Annotated in this window: 10 protein-coding genes and 1 tRNA gene; 5 read left to right on the top strand and 6 right to left on the bottom strand. The window is 57.6% G+C overall.

Translation table 11 applies throughout. The features are described from left to right. Positions 1–33: 33 nt before the first annotated feature. Positions 34–1,254, bottom strand: coding sequence for an argininosuccinate synthase (locus Q1A74_RS18050; RefSeq protein ID WP_299599607.1), 1,221 nt, complete (start codon positions 1,252–1,254; stop codon positions 34–36). Between the two features lie 353 nt (positions 1,255–1,607). Here Q1A74_RS18050 and pyrC point away from each other — a divergent pair, with 353 nt between their 5' ends. From pyrC to Q1A74_RS18030, 4 genes are all read left to right on the top strand, one after another. Then, positions 1,608–2,645, top strand: a complete 1,038-nt coding sequence (gene pyrC, locus Q1A74_RS18045; protein ID WP_299599605.1) for a dihydroorotase — start codon at positions 1,608–1,610, stop codon at positions 2,643–2,645. A gap of 66 nt (positions 2,646–2,711) precedes the next feature. Beyond that, on the top strand, positions 2,712–3,404 hold the full coding sequence (gene rnt / locus Q1A74_RS18040; RefSeq protein WP_299599603.1) for a ribonuclease T: 693 nt from the start codon (positions 2,712–2,714) through the stop codon (positions 3,402–3,404). A 118-nt stretch (positions 3,405–3,522) separates the two neighbouring features. Further along, entirely contained in the window at positions 3,523–5,490 is a 1,968-nt protein-coding gene (locus Q1A74_RS18035; protein ID WP_299599601.1) for a PHB depolymerase family esterase, read from the top strand. 259 nt (positions 5,491–5,749) lie between these two features. Then, entirely contained in the window at positions 5,750–5,947 is a 198-nt protein-coding gene (locus Q1A74_RS18030) for a hypothetical protein (RefSeq protein WP_299599599.1), read from the top strand. Between the two features lie 174 nt (positions 5,948–6,121). Here Q1A74_RS18030 and secF read toward each other — a convergent pair whose 3' ends face one another. From secF to queA, 4 genes are all read right to left on the bottom strand, one after another. Continuing rightward, complete coding sequence (gene secF, locus Q1A74_RS18025; RefSeq protein ID WP_299599596.1) at positions 6,122–7,123, bottom strand: protein translocase subunit SecF; 1,002 nt, start codon at positions 7,121–7,123, stop codon at positions 6,122–6,124. Between the two features lie 10 nt (positions 7,124–7,133). After that, the gene (gene secD / locus Q1A74_RS18020; protein WP_299599594.1) at positions 7,134–9,002 is read right to left on the bottom strand and encodes a protein translocase subunit SecD; all 1,869 of its coding nucleotides are present in this window, start codon (positions 9,000–9,002) and stop codon (positions 7,134–7,136) included. 164 nt (positions 9,003–9,166) lie between these two features. Continuing rightward, positions 9,167–10,300 (bottom strand): tRNA guanosine(34) transglycosylase Tgt, encoded by a 1,134-nt coding sequence (gene tgt, locus Q1A74_RS18015; protein ID WP_367275432.1) that lies wholly within the window; start codon positions 10,298–10,300, stop codon positions 9,167–9,169. A 61-nt stretch (positions 10,301–10,361) separates the two neighbouring features. After that, positions 10,362–11,417, bottom strand: a complete 1,056-nt coding sequence (queA, locus tag Q1A74_RS18010; RefSeq protein ID WP_299599592.1) for a tRNA preQ1(34) S-adenosylmethionine ribosyltransferase-isomerase QueA — start codon at positions 11,415–11,417, stop codon at positions 10,362–10,364. Between the two features lie 140 nt (positions 11,418–11,557). On the opposite strand from queA, the gene Q1A74_RS18005 reads away from it, so the two are divergent. Then, positions 11,558–11,644 (top strand) — tRNA-Leu (locus tag Q1A74_RS18005). 28 nt (positions 11,645–11,672) lie between these two features. On the opposite strand, the gene Q1A74_RS18000 is transcribed toward Q1A74_RS18005, so the two are convergent. Then, the coding region (locus Q1A74_RS18000; RefSeq protein WP_299599590.1) for a hypothetical protein at positions 11,673–11,891 on the bottom strand (219 nt) is incomplete at its 5' end.

The following is an 11,891-nucleotide window of genomic DNA, read 5'->3' as shown; positions in this document are numbered from 1 at the left end:
ATTTAAACGCTTGAATCGCCACTTCTGCCTGATTTAGATCAAGTCTCTGCCTTTCCCTGCGGCAATCCGCAGGCGCAGCGCATTCAGTTTGATAAAGCCTTCGGCATCTTTCTGATCGTATGCGCCCGCATCGTCTTCGAAGGTGGCGATTTTTTCATCGAACAGACTATCTTCAGAGCGACGACCGACGGCAGATACGCTGCCTTTGTATAGCTTCAGACGTACTTCGCCGTTCACCACAGACTGGGACTGATCGATCGCCGCCTGCAGCATTTCGCGCTCTGGGGACCACCAGTAGCCGTTGTAAATCAGTTTCGCGTAGCGTGGCATCAGCTCGTCTTTCAGGTGTGCCACTTCGCGATCCAGGGTGATGGATTCGATCGCCCGGTGCGCTTTCATCAGGATGGTGCCCCCCGGCGTTTCGTAACAGCCGCGGGATTTCATGCCGACGTAGCGGTTCTCGACAATGTCGAGACGGCCGATACCGTTGGCGCCACCCAGCTTGTTCAGTTTTTCCAGCAGAGTCGCGGGGCTCATGCGCTCGCCATCAATGGCAACCGGGTCGCCATTCTGGTACTCCAGCGTGATGTAAGTGGCCTTGTCCGGCGCCGCTTCCGGGCTGACACTCCAGCGCCACATATCGTCCTCGGCCTCCGCCCAGGGCTCTTCCAGCACACCGCCTTCGTAGGAGATGTGCAACAGATTGGCGTCCATGGAGTAAGGGGACTTTTTCTTTTTGTTGGAGAAGTCCACCGGGATCTTGTGCTGCTCGCAGTACTCCATCAGCTTTTCGCGGGAGTTCAGGTCCCACTCACGCCAGGGAGCAATCACTTGAATACCCGGCTTCAGTGCATAAGCGCCCAGTTCGAAGCGCACCTGATCATTACCTTTGCCGGTCGCACCGTGCGAAATGGCATCGGCGCCGGTCTCATTGGCAATCTCGATCAGGCGCTTGGCGATCAGCGGGCGGGCGATGGAGGTACCCAGCAGGTACTCCCCTTCGTAAATAGTGTTGGCGCGGAACATCGGGAATACGAAATCGCGCACGAACTCTTCGCGCAGATCGTCAATGTAGATTTCTTTTACACCCAGGGCCTCTGCCTTGGCGCGCGCAGGCTCTACCTCTTCGCCCTGGCCGATATCGGCGGTGAAAGTGACGACCTCGCAACCGTAGGTATCCTGCAGCCAGCGCACGATTACCGAAGTATCGAGTCCACCGGAATACGCCAATACCACTTTATCGATCTTGCTCATTACTATCCTCTGTATAGTAGGCCCGCATGCGCGGGCAGTGCCGTCACTACAGATACACTGCCGCCGTACCAGGACGGTGCACCTGTGAAAATTTCGGTCTGGGGGAGTTATTTTTGGATGTGTGCCCAGGAACTGCGGGTAGGCCGCCTTTTTTCGGGGCGCGATTGTAGCGTCTAGAAACGTCTACGACTAGCACCAGAAAACGAGTCGAGATATCGCTCAAAAAGCAACCAGCAGACTCTGACTACTTTATATTCAAACTGGCGAACGATGAGGCATTCACCGCAGTTTTCGCATTTTATTGGCGCTTCGGGTAGCATCGGCGCCGCGATCAATCCGGGAGGAGATATTCGGTGGACTCCAAGCAGCAAATAACCCTGCGCGCACCTGACGACTGGCACATTCATTTACGCGACGGAACAGCGCTAGCTCGCACCGTGGGCGATGCCGCCAAACAGTTCCGACGCGCCATCATCATGCCCAACCTGGTGCCACCGGTGGTCAACGCCGAAGATGCCCTCGCCTACAAAGGGCGCATCGAATCAGAGGTTCCCGAGGGCGGTGACTTCACCCCCCTGATGGTGATCTATCTGACCGATAACACCACCGCGGAAGTCGTTCAGCAGGCCCACGCGGCTGGCGTTGTCGCCGCCAAACTGTATCCGGCGGGTGCCACCACAAACTCGGATTCCGGTGTGACCGACATCGCCAATATTTACCCGGCGCTGGAAGCCATGCAGTCCTGTGGCATGAAGCTACTCCTGCACGGTGAAGTAACCTCCAGTGATATCGACATTTTCGACCGCGAGCGCGTGTTTATCGAAAATATCCTGGGCCCCGTCGTGGATGATTTCCCGACACTCAAAATCGTACTCGAACATATCACCACGGCGCATGCGGTAGAGTTCGTTTCCCAGGCGCGAGAGGGCGTTGCCGCCACCATCACCGCCCATCACCTGCTGTACAATCGCAACCATATGCTGGTGGGCGGCATCCGCCCTCACTACTACTGCCTGCCGATTCTCAAGCGCAGCTCACACCAGACCGCCCTGATTGAGGCGGCCACCAGCGGCAGCCCGAAATTCTTCCTGGGCACGGACTCCGCACCCCATATCCAGGGCAAAAAAGAAGCTGCCTGTGGCTGTGCCGGGTGCTACACCGCATTCAGCGCCATCGAGCTCTATGCCGAGGCCTTCGAGCAGGCGGGCAAACTAGAGCAACTAGAAGGGTTTGCCAGCGAATTTGGCCCGGATTTTTACGGCCTGCCACGCAACACCGGTACCATTACCCTGATCCGCGATCCCTGGACGCTGCCCTCAGGTCTGCCCATGGGAGCCGACTCGCTGATTCCGCTGGCCGCGGGAGAAACCCTGAACTGGCGCCTTGCGTGATACCGGGCCAAGCCCGAACATTGCCTTTACCGATCAAATACCGATACGCAGATAGCAGGATATTCCGTGAACCCAGCAGAAGCGCCCTCCGGCCCCAAAAGCCTACTGGCTCAACGATTCCGCGGCTTCCTCCCCGTGGTGCTGGACCTCGAGACGGCCGGCTTTAACGCCCGTACCGACGCTCTGCTGGAGGTGTCCGCGGTCATCCTGAACATGGATGAAGACGGCACCCTGTTTGCGGACGAGACCCACAGTTTTCATATCGAGCCCTTTGAAGGCGCGAATATCGAGCAGACGGCACTGGATTTTATCGGTGTTGACCTGGAATCCCCGGATCGCGATGCCTGGCCGGAAGAAATCGCGCTGCCGGAGATGTTCCGCAAGATCCGCAGCGCGATCAAATCCCACAGTTGTACCCGCGCGATCATGGTGGCGCACAACGCCCACTTCGATCTCGGCTTTATCAATGCCGCCGTGGAACGCTGCGGACTCAAACGCAACCCCTTCCACCCCTTCTCCTGTATGGATACCGCCACACTGGCGGGCCTGGCCTATGGCCAGACGGTGCTCGCCAAGGCCTGCCAGACTGCCGGCATCGCGTTTGATAACAACGCCGCCCATTCCGCCGAATACGACGCGGAGAAAACCGCCGAGCTGTTCTGCGGCATCGTGAATCGCTGGCGCGACTTGGGCGGCTGGCCACTGAGCGTCCCGGCCTCCGCGGAGCTGGAACAGGCACCGGACGACAACAGCCCCTAGCCTTGCCAGTGCCCACCCGCCTTTTCTCCAACAACTGCCTACTACCTTAGTCGCATACCCACCGTTCAAGCACCTCGCTAGGCTGAGGTCGCTTCTTATAAAAATAACGGTGAAAGCGATGATCAAGACCTCGACAAGCAAGCTCTTGGGCGCAAGCCTGAGCGCGCTACTCGCAGTTGGCGCAACCCACTCCCATGCCGGCAGCTGGCAACAGAACGTGTCCATCGGCGGTTTCAACAAAGTCCATATTTATACCCCCGACAGCAGCTCTCCAATCGGCGACGGCAAGTCCCTGCTGGTGGTATTGCACGGCTGCACCCAATCCATCGATGCCTACCTGACCGCCAACCTCGAAGCGGCAGCAGAGGAATACGGCATGGTGATCGCAGTACCCGACGCCATGAATAAAGCGGGGTTCAGCTGCTGGTCCTACTGGCAGGGCGCCAAGTCCCGGACCTCAGGCGACTACAAAAACCTGATCACCCTGGCCAACACGATGAGTGGCGATGCCAACCGCGGCATCGACCCGGACCAGGTCTATATATCTGGCCTCTCCTCCGGTGCCGCATTCGCCAACACCACCGCGTGTATTGCCCCAGATGTGTTTGCGGGCATGGGCATCAGCGCCGGCCCGAGTATCGGCACCAGCTCCAACGGCGCTATTGGCAGCTGCGAAACCGCCAATGTCACCAGCCGGTGTAATAGTTATGCCGGCAGTTACGCCAGCAATTTTGATACTCAGATTGCGTCCATCGCCCACGGCACCAGCGATACGACCGTGGACGACTGCTACAACACCCAGAACGCGGAAGGGATGGCGGGGGTGTACAACGTAGATGAGTTACCGGGCACCAATACCTTTAGCGAGGGCAGCCGCACCGCTACCGAAACCCTGTGGCAGGACGGGCGTGTTTCCATGTTGTGGCTCAACGGTGTGGACCACTCCTGGTCTGGTGGCCAGGGCGCCAGCGGTAGCTATGTCAGCGGTGCGGGGGTCAACTACGCCCGCTACCTCGGCGACTACTTTATCGAGCACAACAAACGGGTAGACCGCAATAGCGGCCCAGAGCTCAGCAATATTACCGTGAGCACCAGCGGCAGTCAGATTTTGGTAAGTGGCACGGCCACGGACATTGAAGGTAGCGTGCAGAGTGTCACCGCTGAATTTTCAGGCAGTACGACAGACTCGGTGAGCGGAGGCACCGACGCCAGTGGTTTTTTTACCCTGACTAGCCCCAGCCTCGCCGATGGACTTTATGCCGTCACCGTAACCGCCACCGACAATGAAGGCGCTGCGGGCGAGGCCTATACCGAAACCCAGCGTGTGGGCCCAGAACCCCCGCCCGCCGCACCGGAACTGAGCGGGGTGAGCGCTCAGGCGAACGGCCAATGTGTCAGCGTAACCGGTACCGTGGTCGATCAGAACCAGGATCTGGATACAGTGGAAGTTGCCTTCAGCAACGGCACTGTTCCCGCCTCGGTTGTGGGCACTGCGTTTTCCGCAGAGCAGTGCAACCTTCCCGGTGGTGCCGGGAGTGCCACGGTAACCGCTACCGATCTGACAGACCTCTCCAGCACTGAAACAGTCGCCTTTGTTGCCGATGCCGGTGTCACAGCCACCCTGGACCAGCATATCTCTGCCGGCCGTCTGGACTACACCAACTACGCCAACTGCTACCTGGAATACAGCACCGCGGCGTTTCGTCTGAATGAAGTCTCGGCAGGTGGCGGCCAGTGCCTGTGGCAAGATGATGACGCTTCCTGTACAGGCCCGCAGGTGAGTTGCTCTGGCGGCAGCGGAGGTGGGAGTGGGAGTGGGAGCGGCAGCAGTGGCGGCAGCTCCAGTTCGAGCTCCAGCTCTGGGGGATCCGGCTCAGGTTCCAGTAGCGGCGGAGAAAGCTGTACCGAGCACGCTACCTACAACTACTACCAGAAGACCGCGGGACGGGCGTACAGCACCGGTAACGCCATGGCACCGGACTATTTTGCCCAGGGAACCGATACGCCCATGCCGGGCTCGACCTGGGGGCTGAACACCCTGCACAGCACAGATGGAACCAGTTGGTCACTGGGCAGCTGCCCCTGACGAGCAACCATCAGTGGAAAAATGAACAGCGGCCTCTCCTGTGGAGGCCGCTTTGCTATCCCCCCCTGAGTGCCAGCTAACCGATTGAATTGCCTTGCCTTTTCGACACCCCCCCTTTACCTCAACGCCTGCAGGCTGCCCTCTTGCGCTCGTATAAACCGCGCTTTGCCCTCTCCGCCAAAGCTCTGATCGATACCGGGTGATTTTTTGCACAACTTGCGGTAATATCTACCGTTCATGTATAAAAGTGGACAGAATAGTGGCTAAAAAGGCATCCAGCGCGAGCAAACGCGGCAAGGAAACGGTATCAACCGAGTCACGCGAAGCGATCGAATCCCAGATTCAGGCCTTTCTCGCCAGTGGCGGGGAAATCGAGCAGGTACCCAAAGGTGTCAGCGGTCAGACCAACACCTCCGGCCCCAAGCACATCACCCTCGGGAAAAAGCCCCGCGCCTGAACGTCTTCCGCCCCAGAATTGCCCAGCGCACAGACACGCCAGCCATTTGGCGACTGCCGCTCTGCAACAGGCATTTGCGCCGGAAACCGGCCGCTATCGGCAGGGCACGAATCAGACAGGCACAAAAAAGGCGGGAAGATTCCCGCCTTTTTTATGCCTGTCTGAAACACCGCGTCAGGGCATTTCATCCAGTTCCGCGCCTTCTTTCACCGGCGGCATCAGGTCTTCTTTAGTGGTATTCATAGCCATCAGGATATTGGCAGCCACATAAACGGACGAGAAGGTACCGATAACCACACCGACGATCAGCGCCAGCGAGAAGTTGTGAATCAGCTCGCCACCGAAGAACTGCAGTGCCCAGAGTACCAGCAAGGTGGTAAATGAGGTCATGAAAGTCCGGCTCAGCGTCTGGCTCATGGAAATATTGATCACTTCAGCGGGATCGGCTTGTCGCACCTTACGAAAATTCTCCCGCACCCGGTCGTACACCACGATAGTATCGTTGATCGAGTAACCGATCACCGCCAGTACTGCTGCCAGTACCGTAAGGTCGAAATCCAGGCGAAAAACCGCGAAAAAACCGAGCACGATAATCACATCGTGAATCAACGCCACCACGGCACCCACCGCAAACTTGTACTGGAAGCGCAGGGCCACGTAAGCCATCACCACCGCCAGTGCGAACAGCATCCCCAGACCGCCGTCGTCGCGCAGCTCTTCACCGATCTGCGGACCGACCATTTCCACACGGCGCAGGTCGATTTGGCCATCGGAGTGCTGGCGCAGCGCGCCGACAACCTTGTCACCAATCGAGTCAGTCGCTTCCGCGTCGCGGGCGTTCTGCTGGGTCTGCTTTTCCGCAACTTCCGGAGGCAGCTTGATCAACAATTCGCTGTCTGAACCAAAGCGAACCACCGCAGCGCCTTCAAACCCGGCCTGTTCCAACTGACTACGCACATCTTCGATTTTCGGCGCATTCTCGTAACCCACTTCGATCTGCGTACCGCCGGTGAAATCGAGGCCCAACTTCAGGCCATTCATTCCCAGAGCCACAATGGAAGCGACTACTAACAGTAGCGAAACCACCGCGGCCAGTTTGCGCCAGCGCATGAAATCGTACACGCGCTTGCCCATGTACTCGGTGATTTTTCCGTTTTCTTCTTTGGTATTGCTCATCACCGTCCCCTTAAATCCACAGTTTCTGAACACGGCGGCCGCCGTAGAACAAATTGATCAATGCCCGCGTGCCCATGATGGCGCTGAACATGGAGGTGAGAATGCCGATGGACAGCGTCACCGCGAACCCCTGTACCGGGCCAGAGCCGATGGCATACAGAATCACGGCAACAATCAGGGTAGTAATGTTGGCATCGACAATTGCACTGTAGGCATTGTCGAAGCCGGCGTTAATCGCAGACTGAGGGGGTAACCCGTTGCGCAACTCCTCCCGTATTCGCGAGAAGATCAACACATTGGCATCCACCGCCATACCGATGGTCAACACCATACCGGCAATACCTGGCAGTGTCAGAGTGGCACCGAGAATGGACATCACCGCCACCAGCAGAACCAGGTTAACCGCCAGTGCAATATTCGCCGCAAGGCCGAATACCCGGTAGAAGAGCAGCATACAGATAACCACTGCCAGCAGGCCGATCTGCACGGACGTCACACCAACATCAATATTGTCAGCACCGAGAGACGGGCCGATCACCCGCTCTTCCACAAAGTACATGGGTGCCGCCAGGGCACCGGAGCGAAGCAGCAGTGCCAGCTCCTGAGCCTCTGCCGGGCTACCCAGACCTGTGGTGCGGAACTGGCGGCCCAGCGGGCTCTGTACCGTCGCCAGGCTAATGATCTTCTTATCGTCGGTACGTTTCTGGACGATGATTTCGTTGCCTTCCGCATCCATCTGCTTTTCAGGCGTAAAGCGGCTCTCAACGAACAGGGTGCCCATGCGGCGCCCGACATTCTTCCAGGTAGCGCGGTGCATCATCTCGCCACCGCGGGAATCCAGGGTGATATTCACCTGCGGGAAGCCACTCTCGTCGTAACCAACCCGGGCATCGGTCACCCGCTCACCGGAAATGATAATCTTGCGTTCCAGCCAGGCACCACCGTAGGCAGCCCGCTCCTGCTCATCGCGGTATTCAAAGTACTCTTTACTGGTTACCAGCGTGTCGGACTTGGCTTCCATACGGTATTCGAGGTTTGCGGTCTTACCGATGATGCGCTTGGCTTCGGCGGTGTCTTGTACCCCAGGCAGTTCCACCACGATCCGGCTGCGCCCCTGGCGCTGTACGATGGGCTCGGCAACCCCCAATTCATTCACCCGGTTTCTGAGGGTGGTGAGGTTCTGGGTAACCGCATAGTCTTCCAGCTGTTTGATTTCCTGCTCGGCGAGGGTCGCGCGAATCTCCAGATTGCTGCCACCGCCCGCTTCTGTCAGCTGCAGGGTGGGGAACTCTTTGCGCAGGGTACGCATGCCCAGGTTGCGCAGCTCCTCATCGCGAAATTTGGCAACGATTTCCCGATCGTCTTCCAGGTCCACACTGCGGTAACGGGCTTTGGCACCACGCAGCTTGGACTTCACGTCGGAGACGTACCCTTCCATGTTGGTCTTCACAATGGAGTTGGTATCCACTTCCATCAGAAAGTGCACACCACCGGCGAGGTCGAGACCCAGCTTCATCGGGCTGGCACCCATGCTTTGTAGCCACTCCGGCGTGGTGGGAGCCAGGTTCAGTGCCACTACGTAGTCGCTGTGCCCCAGGGATTCCTGGATGGCGCGCTTGGCCGGCAACTGTTCTTCAATAGACTTGAGGCGAATCAACACCGACTTGTCTTGTACCTCACCACCGAAATAGGCGATACCCGCGTCGTCCAATGACTTCTGGACTTCATTGAGCACATTTTGATCGATTTGTAACGCGCTGGATTGACCAGACACCTGTACTGCTGGGTCGGGGGGATACAGATTCGGCGCTGCGTACAACAGCCCCAACCCGGTAATGATCAGGATCAGGAGATATTTCCAGAGGGGGAAGCGATTCATGCTGTTCTCATTGTTGGAGTGGCCCGCTCCACGGGCACATTTTTTTCGATAACTGACGATATGCGGACGCAGCCCGGTGATTACAAGCCAACAGGCGCGTGGAGTTGAATTGGGGGGTGATTATACGGGGATAGACAGGTGGCACAAATCGCCACCCGACCGGTTCACCCCAGCGCGGGCACCTCTCGCCCCAACCCCTTATAGAAAGACGCTACGTACTCTTCAAGTGTCCCTGCCGCAATGGCGTCTCGCAGGCACTGCATCAGGCGCTGGTAGTGACGTAAGTTATGGATAGTATTGAGCTGAGCACCGAGTATCTCGCCGCATTTGTCCAGATGATGCAGGTAACTGCGAGAGAAATTTTCACAGGTATAGCAGTCACAACCCTCCTCCAGTGGCCCAGTATCGTGACGGTGCCTGGCATTGCGAATCTTCACCACGCCGGCAAAAGTAAACAGGTGGCCGTTGCGCGCATTTCGCGTCGGCATCACACAGTCAAACATGTCGACACCGCGGCGTACACCTTCCACCAGGTCCTCGGGCTTACCCACGCCCATCAGGTAGCGGGGCTTATCTTCCGGCATCTGGTGCGCAAGATGATCGAGCACCTTGATCATCTCTTCCTTCGGCTCGCCGACCGACAGGCCGCCGATAGCGTAACCGTCAAAGCCAATCTCCGTCAGTCCGGTCAGGGAAATATCCCGCAATTCGGGATACATACCGCCCTGCACAATACCGAACAGCGCCGACGGACTGTCGCCATGGGCATCTTTCGAGCGCTTGGCCCAGCGCAGGGAAAGCTCCATAGACTTGCGCGCCTCATCCGGCGTTGCCGGATAAGGAGTGCACTCATCAAAGATCATCACCACGTCCGAACCCAGGTCCTGCTGTACCTGCATGGACTCTTCCGGGCCGACAAATACCGGGCTGCCATCCACCGGTGACCTGAAGGAAACCCCCTCCTCGCTGATTTTGCGCATCTTCCCCAGGCTGAACACCTGGAAACCCCCGGAGTCCGTCAGAATCGGGCCCTGCCACTGCATAAAGTCGTGCAGGTCCCCGTGCGCTTTGACCACCTCGGTACCGGGGCGCAGCATCAGGTGGAACGTATTACCCAGGATGATGTGCGCACCGATTTCCTCTACATCCCGCGGCAACATACCTTTCACAGTGCCGTAGGTACCGACGGGCATAAATGCCGGTGTTTCCACCACGCCGCGCGGGAAATGCAGCCGCCCACGGCGGGCTTTACCGTCGGTGGTATCCAATTCAAACTTCATAAAGCAGGCGCGGCTCAAGAGAATCTCCTCGTACTGTGCGCTACCGGTAGTAACCGGGTTGATTACAGGCGACTTCAGGTTATTTGACGCCCACTTCCGTGGGATCCACCGCCGGATTACGCTCGATCAGCATGGCATCGCCGTAACTGAAAAAGCGATATTGGTTTTCCACCGCGGCGGCGTAGGCATTCATCGTGTTGCGGTAACCGGCAAATGCGCTTACCAGCATCAATAACGTAGATTCCGGCAAATGGAAATTGGTGATCAGGCGGTCGACGACTTTGAAGGTGTAACCGGGGTAAATGAAGATATCTGTTTCACCCTGGGTCGGCTTCAACGTGCCGGACGCGGCCGCACTCTCCAGGGCCCGGACGCTGGTTGTCCCCACCGCGATCACACGGCCACCGCGCGCCTTGCACGCCGCAACCGCATCACAGACACCGGCTGGCACATCCAGGATCTCGGTGTGCATCTTATGGGTATGAATATCATCCACACGGACGGGCTGAAAGGTCCCCGCACCTACGTGCAAGGTCACAAACGCGGTATCAACACCTTTGCTACTGAGAGACTCGATCATTTCATCGTCAAAATGGAGGCCTGCAGTGGGCGCAGCAACAGCGCCGGCATTGCGGCTATAAACGGTCTGGTAGCGCTCTTTATCAGTTTCGGTATCGGCCCGATCGATATACGGCGGCAATGGCATATGACCAAGCCGCTCCAGTAGGCTCAACGCACCTTCTTGCGGAAACTCCAGCTCAAACAGCGCATCGTGTCGCGCAACCATGGTTAACCGGGTGCCGTCTTCCAACAGGATTTCGCTGCCCGACTTGGGGGATTTACTCGAGCGGATATGTGCCAGCGCACGATGTTCACCGAGTACCCGCTCGATCAAAATTTCAAGTTTTCCTCCACTGGCTTTCTGCGCGAACAGGCGCGCGGGTATGACGCGAGTATCATTGAAAACCAGCAAATCCCCAGGCTCGACCAGGTCCAGCAGGTCGGCAAACTGCCGGTGAGCGAGCTCGCCAGTCTCTCCATTCAGACACAGCAAGCGGCTGCCACGACGCTTTTCAGTGGGCGCCTTGGCGATCAGTGATTCCGGCAAGTCGAAGTAGAAATCCTGGCGTTGCATGAGTTCAGTCTAGGTGGTTATTGATCGGCCGCGAAGAGTAACGGAAAGCACTCTCTCAGCCAAATCTGGTTGACCCAAATCGGCCCATCGCTATAATCATCGTCCTTTCCGGGCAGATAGCAAAATCTGTTCGAGAAACTGCCAGAGTGGTGAAATTGGTAGACACAGGGGATTCAAAATCCCCCGCCTTAACGGGTGTGCCGGTTCGAGTCCGGCCTCTGGTACCAAACATGAAAGCCCTGATCGCGCGAGCGGTCAGGGCTTTTTTGTTTGTATTGTTTGCACTGGGGATTGTGTATCTCGGAGAGAAAACCCCGCATCGCAGCGCGCGATTAAACAGTTCGATTTTTCGCACGCAAAGAAAAAGGCCGTACAGATTCCTGTACGGCCTTTTGGGATAGAAGCCTGACGATGACCTACTCTCACATGGCGAAACACCACACTACCATCGGCGATACTGCGTTTCACTTCTGA

It is taken from the genome of uncultured Microbulbifer sp. (genome assembly GCF_947504145.1).
GTDB lineage: Bacteria > Pseudomonadota > Gammaproteobacteria > Pseudomonadales > Cellvibrionaceae > Microbulbifer.
This window is presented reverse-complemented; position numbering and strand designations above follow the sequence as displayed.

What these genes read in the sequence shown, in the direction of transcription:
- Q1A74_RS18050 (WP_299599607.1), bottom strand. Translation starts at nt 1,254, where the DNA reads ATGAGCAAGATCGATAAAGTGGTATTGGCGTATTCCGGTGGACTCGAT.
- Q1A74_RS18035 (WP_299599601.1), top strand. Translation starts at nt 3,523, where the DNA reads ATGATCAAGACCTCGACAAGCAAGCTCTTGGGCGCAAGCCTGAGCGCG.
- secF (WP_299599596.1), bottom strand. Translation starts at nt 7,123, where the DNA reads ATGAGCAATACCAAAGAAGAAAACGGAAAAATCACCGAGTACATGGGC.
- secD (WP_299599594.1), bottom strand. Translation starts at nt 9,002, where the DNA reads ATGAATCGCTTCCCCCTCTGGAAATATCTCCTGATCCTGATCATTACC.
- queA (WP_299599592.1), bottom strand. Translation starts at nt 11,417, where the DNA reads ATGCAACGCCAGGATTTCTACTTCGACTTGCCGGAATCACTGATCGCC.